The 18,054-nt window shown below is 59.8% G+C and carries 21 protein-coding genes; 9 read left to right on the forward strand and 12 right to left on the reverse strand.

Annotation, left to right across the window (positions count from 1 at the left end):
• Nucleotides 1-6: 6 nt before the first annotated feature.
• Nucleotides 7-540 carry a GNAT family N-acetyltransferase gene (locus tag WDZ78_RS10085; protein ID WP_020009306.1) on the reverse strand — a complete coding sequence of 178 codons (534 nt, stop codon included), beginning with the start codon at nucleotides 538-540 and terminating at the stop codon, nucleotides 7-9.
• Between the two features lie 180 nt (nucleotides 541-720).
• Nucleotides 721-1,650, reverse strand: a complete 930-nt coding sequence (locus tag WDZ78_RS10090) for a DMT family transporter (RefSeq protein ID WP_026363422.1) — start codon at nucleotides 1,648-1,650, stop codon at nucleotides 721-723.
• Nucleotides 1,651-1,847: 197 nt separating this feature from the next.
• Between WDZ78_RS10090 and gcvA the strand changes: the two genes are divergently transcribed.
• The 3 genes from gcvA to WDZ78_RS10105 are packed head-to-tail and all read left to right on the forward strand — an operon-like array spanning nucleotide 1,848 to nucleotide 3,940.
• A complete protein-coding gene (gene gcvA / locus WDZ78_RS10095) occupies nucleotides 1,848-2,750 on the forward strand; it encodes a transcriptional regulator GcvA (protein WP_425672930.1) in 903 nt (300 codons plus the stop codon).
• 43 nt (nucleotides 2,751-2,793) lie between these two features.
• The gene (locus WDZ78_RS10100; RefSeq protein WP_045016901.1) at nucleotides 2,794-3,402 is read left to right on the forward strand and encodes a 3'-5' exonuclease; all 609 of its coding nucleotides are present in this window, start codon (nucleotides 2,794-2,796) and stop codon (nucleotides 3,400-3,402) included.
• Between the two features lie 46 nt (nucleotides 3,403-3,448).
• Nucleotides 3,449-3,940: a CreA family protein gene (locus WDZ78_RS10105; RefSeq protein ID WP_020009310.1), complete on the forward strand. Its 492-nt coding sequence runs from the start codon at nucleotides 3,449-3,451 to the stop codon at nucleotides 3,938-3,940.
• Between the two features lie 35 nt (nucleotides 3,941-3,975).
• On the opposite strand, the gene WDZ78_RS10110 is transcribed toward WDZ78_RS10105, so the two are convergent.
• A complete protein-coding gene (locus WDZ78_RS10110) occupies nucleotides 3,976-4,443 on the reverse strand; it encodes a chemotaxis protein CheW (RefSeq protein ID WP_003522339.1) in 468 nt (155 codons plus the stop codon).
• 226 nt (nucleotides 4,444-4,669) lie between these two features.
• On the opposite strand from WDZ78_RS10110, the gene WDZ78_RS10115 reads away from it, so the two are divergent.
• From WDZ78_RS10115 to WDZ78_RS10125, 3 genes are all read left to right on the forward strand, one after another.
• Complete coding sequence (locus WDZ78_RS10115; RefSeq protein ID WP_425672931.1) at nucleotides 4,670-4,828, forward strand: hypothetical protein; 159 nt, start codon at nucleotides 4,670-4,672, stop codon at nucleotides 4,826-4,828.
• A 139-nt stretch (nucleotides 4,829-4,967) separates the two neighbouring features.
• A complete protein-coding gene (sco, locus tag WDZ78_RS10120) occupies nucleotides 4,968-5,576 on the forward strand; it encodes a cytochrome oxidase assembly protein Sco (RefSeq protein ID WP_004430794.1) in 609 nt (202 codons plus the stop codon).
• Nucleotides 5,577-5,656: 80 nt separating this feature from the next.
• A complete protein-coding gene (locus tag WDZ78_RS10125) occupies nucleotides 5,657-6,535 on the forward strand; it encodes a 50S ribosomal protein L11 methyltransferase (RefSeq protein WP_425672932.1) in 879 nt (292 codons plus the stop codon).
• A 148-nt stretch (nucleotides 6,536-6,683) separates the two neighbouring features.
• On the opposite strand, the gene WDZ78_RS10130 is transcribed toward WDZ78_RS10125, so the two are convergent.
• Nucleotides 6,684-6,857 carry a hypothetical protein gene (locus WDZ78_RS10130; protein ID WP_003522343.1) on the reverse strand — a complete coding sequence of 58 codons (174 nt, stop codon included), beginning with the start codon at nucleotides 6,855-6,857 and terminating at the stop codon, nucleotides 6,684-6,686.
• A gap of 293 nt (nucleotides 6,858-7,150) precedes the next feature.
• Between WDZ78_RS10130 and WDZ78_RS10135 the strand changes: the two genes are divergently transcribed.
• On the forward strand, nucleotides 7,151-8,992 hold the full coding sequence (locus WDZ78_RS10135) for an aminopeptidase P family protein (protein WP_425672933.1): 1,842 nt from the start codon (nucleotides 7,151-7,153) through the stop codon (nucleotides 8,990-8,992).
• Here WDZ78_RS10135 and WDZ78_RS10140 read toward each other — a convergent pair.
• Both WDZ78_RS10140 and WDZ78_RS10145 read right to left on the reverse strand, forming a co-directional pair.
• On the reverse strand, nucleotides 8,989-9,303 hold the full coding sequence (locus tag WDZ78_RS10140) for an AzlD family protein (protein ID WP_065655824.1): 315 nt from the start codon (nucleotides 9,301-9,303) through the stop codon (nucleotides 8,989-8,991). The genes WDZ78_RS10135 and WDZ78_RS10140 overlap by 4 nt on opposite strands.
• A complete protein-coding gene (locus tag WDZ78_RS10145) occupies nucleotides 9,300-10,019 on the reverse strand; it encodes an AzlC family ABC transporter permease (protein WP_020009316.1) in 720 nt (239 codons plus the stop codon). Before WDZ78_RS10145 ends, WDZ78_RS10140 begins: the two co-directional genes overlap by 4 nt.
• Before the next feature lie 179 nt (nucleotides 10,020-10,198).
• Here WDZ78_RS10145 and WDZ78_RS10150 point away from each other — a divergent pair, with 179 nt between their 5' ends.
• Nucleotides 10,199-10,435, forward strand: a complete 237-nt coding sequence (locus WDZ78_RS10150; protein ID WP_020009317.1) for a DUF2164 domain-containing protein — start codon at nucleotides 10,199-10,201, stop codon at nucleotides 10,433-10,435.
• Between the two features lie 45 nt (nucleotides 10,436-10,480).
• On the opposite strand, the gene pncA is transcribed toward WDZ78_RS10150, so the two are convergent.
• Nucleotides 10,481-11,107: a bifunctional nicotinamidase/pyrazinamidase gene (gene pncA, locus WDZ78_RS10155; protein ID WP_020009318.1), complete on the reverse strand. Its 627-nt coding sequence runs from the start codon at nucleotides 11,105-11,107 to the stop codon at nucleotides 10,481-10,483.
• Nucleotides 11,108-11,563: 456 nt separating this feature from the next.
• On the opposite strand from pncA, the gene WDZ78_RS10160 reads away from it, so the two are divergent.
• Complete coding sequence (locus WDZ78_RS10160; RefSeq protein ID WP_425672934.1) at nucleotides 11,564-12,835, forward strand: tlde1 domain-containing protein; 1,272 nt, start codon at nucleotides 11,564-11,566, stop codon at nucleotides 12,833-12,835.
• A 63-nt stretch (nucleotides 12,836-12,898) separates the two neighbouring features.
• Here the strand turns inward: WDZ78_RS10160 and WDZ78_RS10165 are convergent, their stop codons facing one another.
• The 5 genes from WDZ78_RS10165 to WDZ78_RS10185 form a co-directional block, all read right to left on the reverse strand.
• Nucleotides 12,899-13,324: a DMT family transporter gene (locus tag WDZ78_RS10165; protein ID WP_425672935.1), complete on the reverse strand. Its 426-nt coding sequence runs from the start codon at nucleotides 13,322-13,324 to the stop codon at nucleotides 12,899-12,901.
• The gene (locus WDZ78_RS10170) at nucleotides 13,321-13,803 is read right to left on the reverse strand and encodes a DMT family transporter (RefSeq protein ID WP_004430816.1); all 483 of its coding nucleotides are present in this window, start codon (nucleotides 13,801-13,803) and stop codon (nucleotides 13,321-13,323) included. Before WDZ78_RS10170 ends, WDZ78_RS10165 begins: the two co-directional genes overlap by 4 nt.
• 271 nt (nucleotides 13,804-14,074) lie before the next feature.
• Entirely contained in the window at nucleotides 14,075-14,887 is an 813-nt protein-coding gene (locus WDZ78_RS10175; protein ID WP_087744553.1) for a glycosyltransferase family 25 protein, read from the reverse strand.
• Between the two features lie 104 nt (nucleotides 14,888-14,991).
• Entirely contained in the window at nucleotides 14,992-17,466 is a 2,475-nt protein-coding gene (locus tag WDZ78_RS10180) for an ATP-dependent helicase (RefSeq protein ID WP_425672936.1), read from the reverse strand.
• A gap of 100 nt (nucleotides 17,467-17,566) precedes the next feature.
• Entirely contained in the window at nucleotides 17,567-17,977 is a 411-nt protein-coding gene (locus WDZ78_RS10185; RefSeq protein ID WP_153315526.1) for a carboxymuconolactone decarboxylase family protein, read from the reverse strand.
• Nucleotides 17,978-18,054 lie beyond the last annotated feature (77 nt).

The raw sequence follows: 18,054 nt of genomic DNA on the forward strand, positions 1-18,054 counted from the left end.
AAGCGCCTATCGAAGTCGTGCCATCACATGGGCATCGACGAATTTTCCATCACGATAGGCATCGTTGCGCAGGGTGCCTTCGCGTTCGAAACCGAATTTTTCGTAAAGCCGGATTGCCGGAAGATTGTCGGTGAAGACATTGAGTTCGATGCGGCGGATATCGTGCCAATTATCGGCGGTGTCGATCAGCGCCCCAAGAAGGTGCGACCCTACCCCTTTTCCCGCGAGATCGTCGTGAACGCTGATCGCCAGATCGGCGATATGGGCCTGTCGTCCGGCCCTGCGAAACAGTCCGCCATTGGCGACGACCTTTCCGCGCCATTCTCCTATGATCGAAATATCGTTCGGACCGCGGTTCTCCATCGCCTTCCTGGTCTTTTCCACAGACTGGAAAGGTTGCCGCAGTGTGCCGTGACGGACGCCCGGCAGGTTGAACAGTTCGGTCAGGGCTTCGGCATCATCCAGACGTGGCGCGCGCAGGAGGATGTCGCGTAACTGGAACTGATCATCTTCATTATCGGCAAATTTCACGTTCTGCATGCCTGTCTCCTTGGGTGGTATGGGAGCAGGCTTGCAAACCCTGCTCTATTGGCAGGGTGGAAATGGATCGCTTAACGCGACGCCATACCTTTCCCTGCCGGGTGGCCGGTGATGGTATGGCGACGGGTGGTGTTCTGTTTCGCGATCATGCGCGCAGAATGCTTTTGCCGTGTAGCGCTGTCAAGCCGGTGCGTTGCGCAGCAGGCTTCTGAGTTTTGCCGGAAGCCTGCCGTCGATCGCTGCAAGACCGGCGGCGATCATTGCCATGCCGGCGAAGTGCTTCATTTCCAGTTGCTCCCCGAGCAGCAGCGAACCGAGCAGGATGGCGCTGACGGGGATGAGGAAGGTGACGAGGGCAAGGTTGGTGGCGCCGGCGCTGGCAAGAATACGGAAGAAGATGAGGTAGGCGAGCGCTGTCGACAACAGGGCGATGCCGATCAGCGCGCCCCATGTGCCGAGGCTCGGCATGGCGAGTGTCCAAGGTTTATCGATGAGAAGGGCGGCCGGGATCAGCATCAGCGTTGAAGAGGAAATCTGGCCGGTGGCGGTCATCAGTGGCGGCACGCCCATGGCCTTGAAGCGGCGGCCGAAAATGCCGGCAAAGGCATAGGAGACGGCCGCGCCAAGAATGGCGATCTGGCCCCATAGACCGGATGAGCCGGTAAAGGCGGCCGGGCCGATCATGGTCGCCACGCCGACAAAGCCGATCAGCACGCCGGTGAGCTTGTTGCCGGTCATCTTCTCGTCGGCGGTCAGAAAATGGGCGACGATGACGGTGAAAAGCGGCGTCGTGGCATTGAGGATCGAGGCAAGCCCGCTGGCAATATGGGTCTGACCCCAGACGATCAGGCAGAAGGGAATGATGTTATTCAGCAGGCCCATGCCGAAAAACGCACGCCACACCGTCCATTCTCGCGGCAGGCGAAGGCCCATGATGCGGCAGACGAACAGAAGCGCGATCGCCGCAAGGCTGACACGCAGCGTGACGATGGTGACGGGCGGCAATTCCTTGACCGCAACACCGATGAAAAAGAATGATCCGCCCCACAGGAGCGAAAGCGCGACAAGCATCGCCCATTCACTGGCATCCATCTGTTTCTGTATCGCCATCATCATCTCCCAAAGCATGAGCATCGACATGATCGCAGGCGGGATCGCCGCCATCCACCCGATATCGGTTGAGTTTACCTCAAACCGAAGATGGGCGGTTTTTAGTGCGTTTCAGGTCTTATTGCGTCTATTTACTCCCTGTTTTATGGTGTTTTCAAACGATTGTTTCTCGTGCGATAATTGAGATGAGCTAAATTATGGCAACCGAACTTCCTTCTTTGAAAGGACTGCAGGCCTTCGAGGCCGCAGCGCGGTATCGCAGCGTCACGCTTGCTTCCAATGAGCTGAATGTCACGCCGGGCGCGGTCAGCCTGCAAATCCGGGAGCTGGAGGCACGGCTCGGTGTGCAGCTTTTTTCCCGCAAACCGCGCAGCATCCAGCTGACGCGTGAAGGGGAACGTTATTACGGCGCGCTTCGCACTGCCTTCCGGATGATGCGCGAGGCGACGGCTGAACTGACGGCGCGCTCCGAAATCACCGTTCTGACGCTCAGCTGCACCCCGACTTTCGCCGTGCAATGGTTGATGCCGCGATTGCCGGCCTTCCAGCAGCAACACCCGCATGTGGATGTCCGCATCAGCGTGACGAACCGGTTGGTGGATTTTTCAAGGGACGACGTCGATCTGGCGGTGCGGCATGGTTTTGGCCGGTATGAAGGGCTTGAGAGTATCCGCTTCATCGATGACAGCACGCTGCCGGTCTGCTCGCCGCAGCTTCTTGAAAAATACGGGCCGCTTCAGGAGGCGGGTGATCTGAAGTCCGTTCCCCTGCTGCATGATGAAAACCGCAATGAATGGCGGCGCTGGCTGGAGGCGGCGGGCGCGCGTGATGTCGACGCCTCCGGCGGCACCGTCTTCATCGACAGCAACGGCGCGCTGGATGCGGCCAAGGCCGGGCACGGCATTGCGCTGACCCGGCGTTCGCTCGTTTCCCGCGAGCTTGCGGAAGGCGCATTGATCGCCCCCTTCGGCAAGGACATGGCCAGCACGCTTGCCTATTTCCTCGTTTATCCCAGGCGTATGCTCGATAATCCCGATCTGGTGACGCTCATCGACTGGATGCTTTCGGAGGCGCGATCAGCCGAGGCCGGTTCTCTTTGAGGTAAATCCGGTTTATGCCGGAATGAAACAACGGGAATCACTCTTGAAAACCATCGCCATCGATTTCGAGACCGCCAATGAGGAACGGGGCAGCGCCTGCTCCGTCGGGCTTGCCTGGATAGAGGACGGCGAGATCGTTCGCGTCGAGGAGCGTCTCATCCGGCCGAAGGACATGCGGTTTTCGCCCTTCAACATCGCCGTACACGGGATTCGCCCTGCCGATGTCGAGGACGCGCCGGAATTCCCTGAGGTGATGGAGGAGTTCATCGACGACTTCCACGGTGCGACGATGATCGCCCATAATGCCGCCTTCGATTTCAGCGTCATGCGGGCGTCGTTCGACAAGTACCGGCAGTCCTATCCGGATCTTTCTTATCTGTGCAGCGTCAAGATCGCCCGGCACGTCTGGCCGCAGCTTGAATCGCATAAGCTGAATGTCATTGCCCATCACCTCCAGCTGCGTTTCGTGCACCATAATGCCGCCGAAGATGCCGTTGTCTGCGCGGCGGCGTCGATTGCGGCGGCCAAGGCGCTGCGTGTCACCCATATCCGCGACCTGCCGGAGAAGATCGGCATGGTCGCAGGCCGTCTCACCTCCACCGGCTACCAGCCCTGCAGCATGAAAAAACGCGCCGTCTCCCGGGTTGCGTAACCGTTCCGCGCACTTATGTTTGAAGCAGCGTAACGGAGAAGATGCGATGACGATGAAAACTCTGTCGGGTTTGTTTGCGGGCTTTCTGGCATTGCTTCCGGTCACTGCCGCGCATTCGCAGGTTGTCGGTGAAGTTGGCGTCGACTGGATCGGCAACGACATCGTCATCGAGGCGATTGCCGATCCGAAGATCAAGGGCGTGACCTGCCATGTGACCTATTTCGAGCGCGGCGTCATCGACCGGCTGAAGAACGGCAACTGGTTTGAAGACCCATCAAACAACGCCATTTCCTGCAGCCAGACGGGACCGGTGGAGATCGGCGATATCGATCTCTCGAAGGGCGGGGAAGAAGTGTTCCGACAGGGCATGTCGCTGGTCTGGAAGAAGCTGGTCGTCAGCCGCGTCTATGACAAGGCCAATGACACGCTTATCTATCTGGTGCATGCACGGGAGCTGACTGACGGTTCGGCCAAGATGGCGATTTCCACGGTGCCGCTCTATAACCAGCAGGTCACATGGGAAAAGGGCAAGCCGTAAGGCTCGCCCCTGCAATTACCCTATCGATGCTTGGATCAGGCTGCTTCGCGCGCCAGTTCGTCGGCAATGACCGTGTCGAGGTTGAGGAAGCAGACCATGCTCTTTTCCAGCGCCACGATGCCGCGGCAGAAGCTGCGCTGTTCTTCCGGAATGATATCGGGCGCGGGCTGCAGGTCTTCGGAGCGGATGGTCATCATGTCGGAGACCTGTTCCACCAGAAGGCCGACCAGCTTGCCGCCGATATCGGTGACGATGATGGCGGAGCGTTCGGAGGGTTCGGTCATTTTCATGCCGAGGCGGCCGGCCATGTCGATGACGGGAATGACGGCGCCGCGCAGGTTGATGAGGCCAAGAACATAGGGCGGCGTGTGCGGCATCGGGGTAACCGGCGCCCAGCCGCGGATTTCGCGGATCGCCATGATGTCGATGCAGAATTCCTGATCGCCCAGATGGAAGGAAACGATTTCGAGATATGCGCCGGATTGCTTGATGGCGTTGGACATGACGGCAGGTTTCCTCTGATGGCTCTCTAACAGGCCCGCGCAGGATTGAGCTTTATGCGGTGGCCGGAGAATGGACCGGGAGACATCATGTCGAGGCTTTAAAAACCGCTATGGTCATAATGCACAGCAAGATTTTAAACTTTCCCTAACAATTGCGTCGGTTCTGCCGGCAAAACCCAGTATTTTGGCGGTTTTCGCGCCCACGCAAACAGGGTATGATAGGCATATGAACGCGCTCGTTTCCCATCCGCTGAAGTTTATTCTGGCAAGTCTTGCCGCTATAGCCTCGCTTGCCGTCGTGCTTCTTGCCTTTGACGGCTGGGTGCGGCATGGCACGGATATTTTCCTGTCCACGGTGCAGAGCGGCATCGCCTGGTGCCTCTGACGTTTTCCCGGTTGCGGATTTGTGACAAATCAGCGCGGTCGGCTCAAATACGCCCAGTTGATTTGCCGTCGCCACCGCCTTTCGTTATCTGTCTGCCAGGCCTGCGACATGCCGCCGGCTTTCGGGGTAGGATTGGAAAATGAGAAATATTCGCATCGTATTGTGGGCCGTCGTGCTCGTTCTCGCCGGTGTCGTCAGCTGGTTGACGATCGAAATGACAAAAACCCGGGAGCAGATGGTGGAGACGGCCTATGGCGTGCCGTTCGAACTGACGGCGCAAACCGGCCAGCCGATTACCGAAAAAGCCTTTCAGGGCAAGCCGACAGCGCTGTTCTTCGGTTTCACCCATTGCCCGGAGGTCTGCCCTACAACCCTGTTCGAGCTGAACGGCTGGATGGAGAAGGTGGACCCGGCCGGCGACAAGCTGCAGGCCTATTTTGTCTCTGTCGATCCCGAGCGCGATACGCCTGAGATCATGCAGCAATATGTCTCCAACGTCTCGAAGCGGATCACGGGCATCACCGGCCCGGCCGACAAAATTGCCGAGACGCTGAAGGGTTACCGCATCTATGCCAAGAAGGTGCCGGTGGACGAGAAGGATCCGAATGGCGATTACACCATGGATCACACGGCGTCCGTCATCCTGCTCGATGCCAATGGCCGGTTTGCGGGGACGATTGCCTATGGTGAAAATCCCGATGTCGCCGAGCAGAAACTTCAGAATCTTCTGAAGGGTACGAAGGTTTAATTACGCGCGGCTTATTGGACTGACTGCGGTTTTGTGGCAAAGGCAGACACAGAACTATTAGCCAGAGAAAGCAGCCCGCCGTGAGCGAAATCCGACTTTACGTCACAACGACCGAAATCCAGGCGGGTGAAATCCTCGATCTCATGTCGGACTATTTCGGCGAGGAGGATGTCGCGATCGCCACCACCGAGGTGGATGAGAAGCGCGATATCTGGGAAGCCTCGGTCTATCTCATGGCCGATCAGGAAGAAGAGTTCCGCGAGCGTGTCAGCGCGCTGCTTGCTCCTGCCTTTCCCGGTCTCGTCATCGAGAAGGAGACCGTTCCTGACGTCGACTGGATCGCCAAGTCGCTCGAGGGGCTGAAGCCGGTCAGGGCAGGGCGTTTCATCGTGCATGGCGCCCATGATCGCGACAAGGTACGGGCGAACGATCTGGCAATCGAAATCGAGGCGGGACAGGCTTTCGGCACCGGCCATCACGGCACGACGGCCGGCTGCCTTGAGATGATCGAGGAGGTTCTGCGGGCGCGGACCGTGCGCAATGCGCTCGATCTCGGCACCGGCAGCGGCGTTCTGGCGATTGCGGTGCGCAAGATGCGTCCCATTCCCGTGCTTGCGACGGATATCGACCCCATCGCCGTGAAGGTGGCGAAGGAGAATGTGCGGCTGAACGGCATCGTCTCCGGGATGGCGCTGGAGACTGCGCCGGGCTTCCACTCGGACGCCTTCCGCAAGCACGGCCCGTTCGATCTCATCATCGCCAATATTCTGGCGCGGCCGCTCATCAAGATGGCGCCGCAGCTCGTCACGCATCTGGCGCCCGGCGGCACCGTCATCCTGTCCGGCATTCTGGCGTCGCAGCGCTGGAAAGTGCTTTCCGCCTATAATGGCGCGCGGCTTTCCCATGTTCGCACGATCTGGCGTAATGGCTGGGTGACGCTGCACCTGCGCAAGGACTGAAGCTTCCGCAGCATCCCTTTCGGGCAAAAGAAAAGGCGGCGCTTTCGCGCCGCCTGGAAACCCGCGAGCACATGGGAGGAGTTTGCTCAAGCGGGTCGACGTATTCCTGTTCGGTGCGGCGGAGGGAGGATCTCCGCACCGGACATTATCAGAATACGTAGCTGGACTTTGCCTTGCGACGCAGATCGGCGCGGTTCATGCCGAGCGCTTCCAGCGACTTGTCGTCGAGGTTCAGAAGGGCGGCGTTGACGTGGCGGCTGACCTGACGCTCGCGTGCTTCAACGACGCGATCGAAGGCGGTGCGGAGGAAAGATTTTGCCATTGCTTCAAATCCTTGTTTGCCAGGAGAGTGTCTCTCTCGCTGTGTTGCCCTCAAGATAAGCGATGTGTTTTTGTTTGGTTAGAGGGGATATCTCAGGGTAGATATGCGTTTTTCGCATGGCATATTGCCTTGAGTATTACTTATTTCGCGAAACATGCACAATTTATCGCCGCAATCCCATCTGTCATATATGGCTTGAAACCGGCTTTGTCCGCATGGCATTGTCGTTGCGCGCCAATGATTTGATGGCGCGACCGTCCAGTTTTTCTCATGACAGTTCCCGAAAGACGCTCATGTTCCAGACCTTCGAAAACAAATCCGCGCCCCAATTCGGCAAGGCCCGTGTCGAGGCGCTGCGCGCCGGTTTCGACGCCCTCGGCATCGACGGTTTTCTGGTGCCGCGCGCCGATGAATATCAGGGAGAATATGTGCCTGAGTGCGCCGAGCGCCTCTCATGGCTGACCGGCTTTACCGGTTCCGCCGGGATTGCGCTGGTGACACGCACGCAGGCGGTGGTTTTTGTCGATGGCCGTTATACGACGCAGCTGAAGTCGCAGGTCGATCAATCGGTCTTCAGCGGCGGCGATCTGGTTGGCGCGCCGCCCTCCGTCTGGCTGGCCGAACATGCCCCACAGGGTTTCCGGCTCGGCATCGATCCGTGGCTGCACACCGGCGCGGAGTTGAAGCGGCTGGAAAAGGTGCTTGCCGGCAAGGGCGGCTCGGTCGTTCTCCTCGAGAAGAACCCGCTCGATGCCCTGTGGCGGGATCGTCCATCCGAGCCGCTTGAGCCTGTCGTTATCCAGCCCGAGGCCTTTACCGGTAAGCTGGCGAAGGAAAAGATCGCCTCGCTGGCGGAAACGGTCTCGGCAAAGGGCGCGGATGCCCTGCTGGTTACCGATCCGTCGTCCATCGCCTGGATTTTCAACGTTCGCGGCAATGACGTGCCGCATACGCCGCATCCGCTCGCTCGCGCCATCATCTATGCGGATGGCAGGGCGGATATTTTTCTCGACAAGCGCAAGACCGGCATCGAGACCGAAGCCTATCTGGCGCAGCTCGCGACACAATTGCCGCCGTCGAAGATCGCAGATCGCCTGCACGCCATTGCCAGCGCCAAGGGGCGGGTGATGGTCGATGCCGATCTGACGCCGGTGGCGCTGACCGGCGCAATCACCGCGGCGGGTGGCGCCCTGATCGAGGAGGCTGATCCTGTCCGCTTGCCGCGCGCGCGCAAGAACAAGGCGGAGCTGGCCGGCTCGGCAGCCGCCCATGTGCAGGATGGGGCGGCCATGGTCGAATATCTCTGCTGGCTGGACCGCCAGCAGCCCGGCAGCGTTACCGAAATCGCCGCCGTCAGGGCGCTGGAGGCCGCTCGCGTCAAGGTGGGGCAGGGGCTGCAAAACCCGCTCAAGGACGTGTCTTTCGACACGATTTCAGGCGCCGGCGAACATGCCGCCATCATCCATTACCGCGTCACGACGGATACGGACCGCACACTTGCTGATGGGGAGATGTTTCTCGTCGATTCCGGTGCGCAATATGTCAACGGCACCACTGATATTACCCGCACGGTTGCTATCGGCGCCGTTCCGGACGAGCAGAAGCGTTTCTTCACACTGGTGCTGAAGGGCATGATCGGCATCAGCACCGCACGGTTTCCCAAGGGAACGCGCGGTTGCGATCTCGATCCGCTGGCGCGCATCGCGCTCTGGAAAGCGGGAGCGGATTACGCCCATGGCACCGGCCACGGCGTCGGCTCCTATCTTTCGGTGCATGAGGGGCCGCAGCGTATTTCGCGGCTTTCGACGCAGGAACTGCTGTCCGGCATGATCCTGTCCAACGAGCCGGGCTATTACCGGCCCGGCGCTTTTGGCATCCGCATCGAGAACCTCATTTTTGTGCGCGAGGCGGAAGAGGTGGCTGGCGGGGACCAGCCGATGTTCTCCTTCGAGACGCTGACCTGGTGCCCCATCGACCGCAGGCTGGTGGTCACCGCTCTCCTGACAGAAGAAGAACTCAACTGGCTGAACGCTTATCACGCCGGGGTTCTGGAGAAGCTTTCTCCGTTGATCACCGACGAGGAGGTTAAGGCGTGGCTCGTTGCCGCCACGAAGCCATTGGAGCGGGTCGCTTAAAGCAGCCCGAAATGCCTGATGGCGATGACGATGGCCCAGCCGACGGCCAGCATCGTCAGGCCGGGAAACCGCAGACAGACCAGAAGCGCCGCCACCATGCCGATCTTCACCTCGTACCCGCCTTCAAAAAAGGCGGGTGCGACGAGCGTGGTCAAAACCGCGACCGGAACGGCGTTCAGTCCCGCCTCCATGCGCGGCGGGATGGATTTCATCCGCGTCATCAGCACATAACCGCCGATGCGGGTGAGGTAGGTGGCGATGGCGGCGAGCGCGATCAGGATCAGCGTATCGGTGTGCAGCATATCGCTCATGGCGTTTCCACCCCGCTTTCAGAATTCGTCCCGCCGTTCGGTTTCGGCGGATAAAGGACCGCGACGAGAATTCCGGCGACTGCGCCGAGGCTCACATGCCACGGTGAACCGACGATGTGATATGCAACCGTTGCGCCAACCGCGCTTGCCAGCATGACAGGGTAGAAATTCTCCCGCTGGCGGAAGCTTAATACCATGCCCATGAAATAGATCGGCAGCAGCACATCGAGACCAATGGCTTTCGGATCGCCGACCATATTGCCGAGCGATGCGCCGAGGATGGTCATGGCCAGCCACAGCACATAGACGGGCGCGGCAAAGCCCATGTACCAGGAAAAGCCCACCGTGCCAGTATTCTCGTATTTCCTGACCGATTCGGCGAATTGCGGATCCACCAGCACGAAGAAACCCGCGGCCTTCTGCAGGAAAGACCAGTTCGAGATCATCCGGGCAATGGCAGCCGAATAGAGGATATGGCGGAAATTGACGGCGAAGACGGAAAGAACGATCAGCCAGGGTGCAACCTTCTGGCCGAACAGTTCGATACCGACAAGCTGGCTTGCGCCCGCATAGACGGTGCCGCTCATGATCGTGGCTTCGGTGACGCTCAGCCCGTTATCGACTGCGACCGCGCCGAACAGCGCACCGAAGGGGGCGGCGGAGAGGGCGATCGGGAAACCGCTCTTCAATCCCTCGCGAAAATCTGCATTGAACATGTCTGGAAACTCCTTGCCCGCCGCTCTATCGCCGTGCCGGCCGGCTGGCAAACGAATTGCATGAATGGATCGATTGATTAACTTGAAGCTTCCGTTACGGTATCGCCCCATATGGCCGGTGCCGGGCGGCTTCACCGCCGTCTTCCCGCGCACCTCAACAGTCAGACGATGGAAGATCGATGCTGGAAAAGCAGGAAAAGGCCGCGCTGGCCGCACGTATCAGGGATTATCTTGCCCGTGAGACCGAAACCGAGATCGGCCATCTACAGGCGGAGATATTCGTCGATTTTCTGGCCGAAGAAATGGGATATGTGTTTTACAATCAAGGGCTTCGGGATGCGCATGCGGCGATCCTGAGACGCCTTGAGGATGCGGCGGGCGATATCGACGTGCTGGAGAAGGCGAAGCCGCGGTAACGGCACTCTCCTTCCTCATCCCTGTGACGAGCACAGGAACGGGGCCTAATCCCGCAATATGTCGCGGCTTTTGAGAACGATTGCGCCCTTTTCCCGCATGGTGGTAATCGCGGCCTTGATGCCCTGGGAATCGATTCCGCGGCTGGCATCTTCGATGAAACGCACTTTCACATCAGGCAGCATGTCGAGGGCATCGAGGACCGAAAAGCTGACGCAGTAATCGGTGGCGAGGCCGCAGACGTCGAGTTGCGTGACGCCCTGGCGGCTCAGATAGTCGGCCAGTCCCGTCGTCGCGCCCTGGTCATTGTCGCGAAAGGCGGAATAGCTGTCGACGGCGGGGTTTTCGCCCTTCTGCTGGATGTAATCGAAGTTTTCCGTCTTCAGATCCGGGTGGAATTCCGCATCCGACGTGCCCTGCACACAATGGTCCGGCCACATCATTTGCGGTTTGCCGGAGAGTTCGCCCATGTCGAAGGGCTTCTTGCCGGGATGCTGCGAGGCGAAGCTGCCGTGATTTTCCGGGTGCCAGTCCTGCGAGGCGACGATGAGATCGTAACCGCCATTGTCGATCAGGGCATTGGCGATGGGCACGACCTGGTCGCCATCGGCAACGGCCAGGTTGCCGCCCGGGCAAAACCCGTTCTGGATATCGATGAGCAGCAGCGCCTTCATGATGTGCCTCCCTTTTGAGGGCAGGATGCCAAGCCGGCTTTGGCGGATCAAGCCCCTTTCGACCTATCCTGCAGGCACGCGTCTTTCCGGCAGGGGCTCGCCCTGTCGCAGTCCTGCCGCATTTGCAGCAAATTTCCGGCCAAGTCGGAATTTACCTGACAGTGCGGCGACGGAAATTTTAAGGCTGATGACGCCTCTTTAAGGGGCATTTCCCGGGACGATGCAGTGCGGATGCACGCAGTACCCGCGCAAGTCATTGTTTTCCCTTCGCCTTACAATGCGCAGACCTTAACGAAATATTTTTGCAGGGACTCGTAAACACTTTGGTTACCATAATTCGTCATGCTTCGAACCAGTCAATTCCGAAACCGGCGTGGTGTCCGCCCGCTCTTCGGATGTCCCAAAATCCCTCCGGCGTCGGCCGGGTATGCGTGAACGGTTCGAGTAACGAGTATCATGGCGTTTTCTGCTGCGGCCTATAATGGTGCCGGCTTTGCCGGTTCGTCTTCCGCCAAGGGAGGCAAATCCTCTTCGCTCGGACGGATGTCCGCGCTTCTCGGCGGCGGCGTTTTTGCCAGCCTTTTCGCAGTCGCAGCCTTTGCCTCGCTGCACAGCATGGCCGCTGCCTCGCATGGTGTCGGACAGTTTGAAAAGACCCTGGTGACGAGGCTCGATTCGGCTGAAACGGCGATTGCCCGCACGGCAGCGCGAGATATTCACATCCGCAAGTTTTCCCGTTTGAGCGACCACAGCCACGGCCAGCAGAAGGCTGTTCGCCTTGCCGGCATCATGCCCGAGATCGGTGCGAAGGAGTTCGGCGAGCGCTTCGGTGCGGCGGCGAATGCGAAAGGGCAGGCGACCGTGAAGGAACTTGCCACGCTCAAGCCCTCGGCAATTGTCGATTCGGCGCTTGGACGCACCTCCGAGGTCGCCTATCAGAGCGCCGTTCCGCAACATCCGGCATTTGAAGTGGCGCTGGCGCGGCCGCAGATCGAGGAAGAAGCAAGCAGCCTGCTGCCCGATGACGTGCCGCTTCCGAGCTTCCGTCCTGAAGTCGCGACGGCTCAGGCGGTCGAGCCGTCACCGCGTCCCGCTACACCGTCCAGGGCCGAGGTTGCTTCTGCGCCTGCTTTTGATGCGCCGGTTCCCCTTCGCGCACCTGCGCCGCCCAAGCAGAGCACCGGCGCCATGCTCGCCTTTGCAAAGCCTGATAATCCGATACGCGAGCCGAGCAAGATGGATGCGGTTCCGTGGCCGGATCGCGGCAACGGCACGGCGATCTACGATATTTCCTCCGGTGTCGTGCACATGCCGAATGGAGAAAAGCTGGAAGCGCATTCCGGCATCGGCAAGATGCGTGACAACCCCGATTACGTGCATGTGAGAATGCGCGGTTCGACGCCGCCCTCCAGCTATCGTCTGACCATGCGTGAGGCGCGGTTCCACGGCGTGGAAGCCATTCGCCTGACACCGGAAAACGGCGTCAACCCGCACGGCCGCGACGGTCTTCTGGCGCACACCTACATGCTGGCGAAACGCGGCGAATCGAATGGCTGCGTGGTGTTCCGGGATTATTCGCGCTTCCTTGCGGCCTTCAAGCGCGGCGAAGTCAAGCGCATGGTGGTGGTGCCGAAGCTGAACGGCAACCGGCCGACACTTGCCAGCAGCGGCGGTAAAAGCGGTGGCAAGACCCTGATCGGCATGTTCTCGCGCGGCAGCGACTCCTGAGCTTTCTTAAGTCCTACGCATTTTCCGGACGTAAAACCGCTGCGCATTTTTACTGAAAATGCTTTAGCGACTGCGCCGCTGTGTGAGCACCATGCCGGCCAGGATCAGCAGAATCCCAAGTGCGCTTGCCCAGATTTTCGGTGGATGATCGCTGAAAAGATCAAGAACCACGCCTGAAACCATCTGGCCGCTGATGACCAGAAGGGCGGTATTGACCGCGCCGATGCGCGGTATGAGCCAGCTTCCCGAAGCGATGAAAACGACCCCGATCGGGCCGCCGATAAAGGCGAGCCATGGCGCATCGGCCGCGCCCGGCGGAATGAGGTCGCCGACGATGAGGCCGATGACGGTCAGCACACCAAAACCGACAATGTGGTTCCAGAAAGAGGCGATGAGCGGCGAGTTCGACAGGCTGAGGCGGCCGTTGATCTGGCGGCTCAGCGCCACGAAGACGCCGCCTGTAAAGGCCATGGCGATCCAGAGTGTCATGCCGTTCTCCCCACAAGGATGATAAGCGCGCTGCCGCAGAGGATCAGGGCCACCGCCGCCATGTCCCGCAGGTCCGGCTTTCTTCTGGGCAGGCCGAAGAGGCCGAAAAGATCAGCCAGGAGGCTGAAGATCACCTGTCCGCCAAGCCCAAGCGCAATGGTGCCGGAAAGCGCCAGCGGCGAATTGACGGCGGTGGAAGTGAGGATGACGATGGCGGCACCCACCACCCCGCCGCAATAGGCCCAGAGCGGCGCTTTCGGTTTTGCCGGCGCTGCTGCGTCTTTCTTCGGGCGCATGATGGCGAGATAGATCAGGGCGGCCACCGTGCCGGTTCCATGCGCTGTCCAGGAGGAAAACAGCGCATTGCCGTAATGGGCAAGCTGACCGTTGAAATGCACCATCAATGTCAAAAGGCAGCCGCTGGCGAAGGCGGCGGCGAGATGCAGCGGGTTGAGGCGTGGATGCGTCGTGTCTGTCATGGCGGGCCGGAAAGCTGAAGAGGAACCCGAGCTTTAGCCGATATGTGCCTGAAGCGGAATCGAATTGCGCCGCTTTGATGTTTCACGCGACATTATCCTGTGCGTTGCGGAACAAGCCACCCTGCCGCGCATTATTCCACCATGAAGAAAACGACGCGCAAACCATTGAACCGGATGACGATTTTCGTCGTTTCGATTTTCCTTCTCGCAGCCGTGGTCGCGGCCGTCTATCTTGTCGGATTCACGCCCGGCGAAGTGTAAGATAGATAATTCAATGACTGGCTGGAGCGGTCTTGCCCTTGCCGCCTCCCATAGCCACCTTCGCCTTCGCCATGACGAAGCGGATGCCGCGCAGCAGGAAACGACTGGTTTCCAGAAAGGCGCGATAGGGCAGTACGGTGAAATAACGCCAGCGCGGGAGGCGGTAGATGCGCAGATTGTTCTGGATCTGGCTTTCTCCGTCCGCATCTTGCGTGGCGCAAAGCGGGGAGATGAACGCCGCCTTGAGGCCCGCGAGATATTCCAGATCGAATGCGATGTCATAGGCGAGCCGCATGGGGATCAGTTTCGATATCCATTTTCCGGCGCGGCGGTTGACGAGATAGGCTCCCGACCCTTTTTCCCGCGTGATCGCAATGGCGAGCGAACGACCATTGGAAAGCGGGCGGAACGGAAATTTCCGGCCATTGCTGACCGTTGTCAGCCTCAGCAGATCCCAGTCGCCGCCGTTCAGCACCGCCTCATCGATGGCGTTGAGAAAATCATCATCGAAGACCACGTCATCCTCAAGGATGAGCGCGATATCGGCGTCGCCTTCCGTGAATTTTTGGGCGCAGGCGACATGGCTGAGATAACAGCCGATTTCCGGCGGCGAGGTGCGGCGGCCATGCATGAGCATGTAGGAAATCTCGCTGAATTCCGGGATCGGGTAATTCAGTTCCCTGCCATTGACGCCGGGGACGCGCTCCGCCTTCAGCCCCATGGCGTCAAGGCGGGCGTTCATATCCGCGAGGCGTTTGGTGGCGCTGTCCATGTTGATCAGGAAAACCGCAAGCTTGCGCTGGCTTTTCGGTAATATATGCAAAGCAGTCCTCACCCGGTTTTCACATCCCCATTGCAACTCCTTTATTGCAACGGCATGACGTGGGCTACGGAAAAAGCGGTCTGCGGGCACTCATAGTTGTCGAATCAAACCTTTTCCACAAATCCATCCAGCACGCGCTTCTGTCCGGCGCGATCGAAGTCGATCGTCAGCTTGTTGCCTTCGATGGCGGAAATATTGCCGTTGCCGAATTTGAGGTGGAAAACGCGGTCGCCGACAAAGAATTTCGACGGCTTGTCCGCGACGGATTTCGCCACCAGCTCGCCCTCTATCGTACGGGTGCGCGGGCCGCTTTCGCCGTAACCGATTCGTTCCACCGCATGGCCGGAGCGGGTGCCCCAATTGTCGCGGGTGGCGTCGCTGCGGTTCTGCTGCGCGCGCTTCCAGCCGGGGGTGGAATAGTTGTTGGTGAAGGGGTCGGCCTTGTCGAAGCGCGACTGGCCGTAGCCGCCGCGTCCGCCATAACCGCCGTAATTGCTGTCGGATGCGGCGACATCCACATGGGCCGGCGGCAGTTCATCAAGGAACCGCGAGGGCAGGGTGGATTGCCACAGCCCGTGAATGCGCCGGTTCGAGACGAACCAGATATGGCAGAGCTTCTTGGCGCGTGTGATGCCGACATAGGCGAGGCGGCGTTCTTCCTCCAGACCGGAGCGACCACCTTCGTCCAGAGCCCGCTGGTGCGGGAACAGGCCTTCTTCCCAGCCGGGCAGGAAGACGGTGTCGAATTCCAGGCCCTTGGCGGAATGCAGCGTCATGATGGAGACGGCATCGAGATTTTCGTTCTGCTCGGCATCCATGACGAGCGCCACATGCTCGAGGAAGCCGCGCATGCTCTCGAAGGCTTCCATCGAGCGGATGAGTTCCTTTAGGTTTTCCAGCCGTCCGGGCGCTTCGGCCGTCTTGTCGGCCTGCCACATGGCGGTATAGCCGCTTTCGTCGAGGATCTGCTCTGCAAGCGTGGCGTGTTCGGTGTTTTCCAGGAGGCCCTGCCAGCGGCGGAAATCCTGCACCACATCGAACAGCGCCTTGCGCGCCTTCGGTTTCAACTCGTCGGTCTCGATGATATCGGCCGCTGCCGCCAGCATCGGAATATCACGGGCGCGGGCATAGTCGTGGAGGTTGCGGATGGTCGTATCGCCGAGGCCGCGCTTCGGCGTATTGACGATCCGCTCGAAGGCCAGATCGTCGGCCGGCTGGCAGACGAGGCGGAAATAGGCCATGGCGTCGCGGATTTCGAGGCGCTCATAAAAGCGTGGGCCGCCGATGACGCGGTAATTGAGGCCGAGTGTCACGAAACGGTCTTCGAATTCGCGCATCTGGAAGGAGGCGCGAACGAGGATCGCCATGTCGTTCAGCTTGTGGTTCTTGCGCTGAAGCTGTTCGATTTCCTCGCCGACCGCGCGGGCTTCCTCCTCGGAATCCCAGGCGGCATGCACCACCACCTTTTCATCGTCAGGGCTGCTGCGCTCGGTGAACAGCGTCTTGCCGAGGCGGCCCTCATTATGGGCGATGAGATGGCCGGCTGCGCCGAGAATATGCTCGGTGGAGCGGTAGTTGCGTTCGAGCTTGATGACCTTGGCGCCGGGAAAATCCTTGTCGAAGCGCAGGATATTGTCCACTTCCGCGCCGCGCCAGCCATAGATCGACTGGTCGTCATCACCGACGCAGCAGACGTTCTGCGGCTCACCCTTGGCGCGCTGGGCGAGAAGCCTGAGCCACATATATTGCGCCGTATTGGTGTCCTGATATTCGTCCACCAGAATGTAACGGAACTTCTGGTGATACTCTTTCAGAATATCCGTGTGGCGGCGGAAGATGCTGATCGGGTGCATCAGAAGATCGCCGAAATCGCAGGCGTTCAGCGTTTTCAGCCGGTTCTGATAGGCGGTGTAAAGTTCGCGGCCCTTGCCATTGGCGAAAGCGCGGCTGTCACCCTCGGGAATATCCGGCGGGGTCAGCCCCTTGTTCTTCCAGCCGTCGATCATGCCGGCGAATTGCTTGGCGGGCCAGCGCTTGTCATCAAGACCTTCGGCCTGGATAAGCTGCTTGATCAGCCGCACCACGTCGTCCGTATCGAGGATGGTGAAATCCGATTTCAGGCCGACGAGTTCGGCATGGCGGCGCAGAAGCTTGACGCCGATGGAGTGGAAGGTGCCGAGCCATGGCATGCCCTCGACAGCGCCGCCGACCAGAACGCCGATACGTTCCTTCATCTCGCGGGCCGCCTTGTTGGTGAAGGTCACGGCAAGGATCTGGCTGGGATAGGCGCGGCCGGTTGCGAGAATATGGGCGATGCGGGTCGTCAGAACGCGGGTCTTGCCGGTGCCGGCGCCGGCGAGGACGAGAACGGGTCCGTCAAGCGTTTCCACGGCATCGCGCTGTTCGGGGTTGAGGCCGGAAAGATAATCGGGCGCGGCACGCGTCTGATCGCGCGCAGCCATGGCGCGGGCGGCAATGCCGAGCCCGCCGCCGCTTTCCGCGCCTGCATTATTCGTCGCCCTGCGCGGCGTCACGGGTTCTTCATCGAAGAACGGCATATCGTCGAAACTGTTGCTCATGCGGCCCAATGTAGTGATTCGGGATATAAAGGCCAGAACCGCGTTCTGCTTTTATTCCGGTATCGTCGGTCAAAACGCCTATTCCAAGGCATTTTTTGCATCATGCCTGCCTGTCGGCATCAAAAGCGGCATCCACCGGGACTTGCAGCGCCACCGCAAGCTGGTTGGTCTTGGCGGCCAGCGCGATGACCCGCAGGAGATCGGCGTGCTGTTCGCCCGTCATGCCCTTGGCTTTGGCGGCGGCCGTGTGGGAATGGGCGCAATAGGAGCAGCCATTGGTGACGGACACCGCGATGTAAAGCATTTCCTTCACCAAGGGGTCGAGGGCTGAAGGTGTCGCCATTACCGCCTTGACCTCGGCCCATGTCTTTTCCAGAAGATCGGGATCGAAGGCAAGGTAGAGCCACATATTGTTGATGAAGTCAGATTTGCGGGTGGTGCGGATGTCGTCAAACACCGCCTTCACGCGCGGATCGGCTTCGGGATTTTGTGCTTTCGTGACGGTGCTCATGGCTTTCTCCGGCTCTTTTCCTGGGGGCAGATTACCGCGCTGAAGAATATTTGCGATAAAAATGGCCCTCGTCGTGT

Origin of the sequence: Agrobacterium sp. M50-1 (assembly GCF_049843495.1) — a bacterium.
GTDB lineage: Bacteria > Pseudomonadota > Alphaproteobacteria > Rhizobiales > Rhizobiaceae > Agrobacterium > Agrobacterium radiobacter.

Coding starts and splice junctions, on each gene's coding strand:
- WDZ78_RS10085 (WP_020009306.1), bottom strand. CDS start 540: ATGCAGAACGTGAAATTTGCCGATAATGAAGATGATCAGTTCCAGTTA.
- WDZ78_RS10090 (WP_026363422.1), bottom strand. CDS start 1,650: ATGGCGATACAGAAACAGATGGATGCCAGTGAATGGGCGATGCTTGTC.
- gcvA (WP_425672930.1), top strand. CDS start 1,848: ATGGCAACCGAACTTCCTTCTTTGAAAGGACTGCAGGCCTTCGAGGCC.
- WDZ78_RS10105 (WP_020009310.1), top strand. CDS start 3,449: ATGACGATGAAAACTCTGTCGGGTTTGTTTGCGGGCTTTCTGGCATTG.
- WDZ78_RS10110 (WP_003522339.1), bottom strand. CDS start 4,443: ATGTCCAACGCCATCAAGCAATCCGGCGCATATCTCGAAATCGTTTCC.
- WDZ78_RS10115 (WP_425672931.1), top strand. CDS start 4,670: ATGAACGCGCTCGTTTCCCATCCGCTGAAGTTTATTCTGGCAAGTCTT.
- sco (WP_004430794.1), top strand. CDS start 4,968: ATGAGAAATATTCGCATCGTATTGTGGGCCGTCGTGCTCGTTCTCGCC.
- WDZ78_RS10130 (WP_003522343.1), bottom strand. CDS start 6,857: ATGGCAAAATCTTTCCTCCGCACCGCCTTCGATCGCGTCGTTGAAGCA.
- WDZ78_RS10135 (WP_425672933.1), top strand. CDS start 7,151: ATGTTCCAGACCTTCGAAAACAAATCCGCGCCCCAATTCGGCAAGGCC.
- WDZ78_RS10140 (WP_065655824.1), bottom strand. CDS start 9,303: ATGAGCGATATGCTGCACACCGATACGCTGATCCTGATCGCGCTCGCC.
- WDZ78_RS10145 (WP_020009316.1), bottom strand. CDS start 10,019: ATGTTCAATGCAGATTTTCGCGAGGGATTGAAGAGCGGTTTCCCGATC.
- WDZ78_RS10150 (WP_020009317.1), top strand. CDS start 10,199: ATGCTGGAAAAGCAGGAAAAGGCCGCGCTGGCCGCACGTATCAGGGAT.
- pncA (WP_020009318.1), bottom strand. CDS start 11,107: ATGAAGGCGCTGCTGCTCATCGATATCCAGAACGGGTTTTGCCCGGGC.
- WDZ78_RS10160 (WP_425672934.1), top strand. CDS start 11,564: ATGGCGTTTTCTGCTGCGGCCTATAATGGTGCCGGCTTTGCCGGTTCG.
- WDZ78_RS10165 (WP_425672935.1), bottom strand. CDS start 13,324: ATGACACTCTGGATCGCCATGGCCTTTACAGGCGGCGTCTTCGTGGCG.
- WDZ78_RS10170 (WP_004430816.1), bottom strand. CDS start 13,803: ATGACAGACACGACGCATCCACGCCTCAACCCGCTGCATCTCGCCGCC.
- WDZ78_RS10180 (WP_425672936.1), bottom strand. CDS start 17,466: ATGAGCAACAGTTTCGACGATATGCCGTTCTTCGATGAAGAACCCGTG.
- WDZ78_RS10185 (WP_153315526.1), bottom strand. CDS start 17,977: ATGAGCACCGTCACGAAAGCACAAAATCCCGAAGCCGATCCGCGCGTG.